The organism is Pseudoalteromonas luteoviolacea H33-S, assembly GCF_001625695.1.
GTDB classification, from domain to species: domain Bacteria; phylum Pseudomonadota; class Gammaproteobacteria; order Enterobacterales; family Alteromonadaceae; genus Pseudoalteromonas; species Pseudoalteromonas luteoviolacea_B.
Genome location: NZ_AUXY01000029.1, coordinates 1 through 243 on the forward strand (window position 1 = coordinate 1; position 243 = coordinate 243).

Sequence of the window (243 nt, forward strand, 5' to 3'; positions counted from 1 at the left end):
CCTTGTGGTTACTGGATTTATCGCTTAATTACTTCTTTGGGACATTGTTGTTACGTGGTTGCTCCTTCGCTTATTCCTAAAAAACCTGGTGAGCGCGTAAAAACCGACAAGCGTGATGCCATTAAACTGGCTAAATTACTTAAATCTGAGGATTTAACTCCTATTTATGTGCCTGAGCCTGAAGACGAAGCCATTCGAGATTTATCTCGCGCTCGAGAGGTTGCGATGAAAGACTTAAAAGAT

The 243-nt window shown here is 41.6% G+C and carries 1 protein-coding gene; it reads left to right on the forward strand.

Annotated elements, in window-relative coordinates; all coding sequences use genetic code 11:
- On the forward strand, positions 1-243 hold a 243-nt coding region (locus N477_RS01705), incomplete at both ends, for an IS110 family transposase (RefSeq protein ID WP_155731766.1).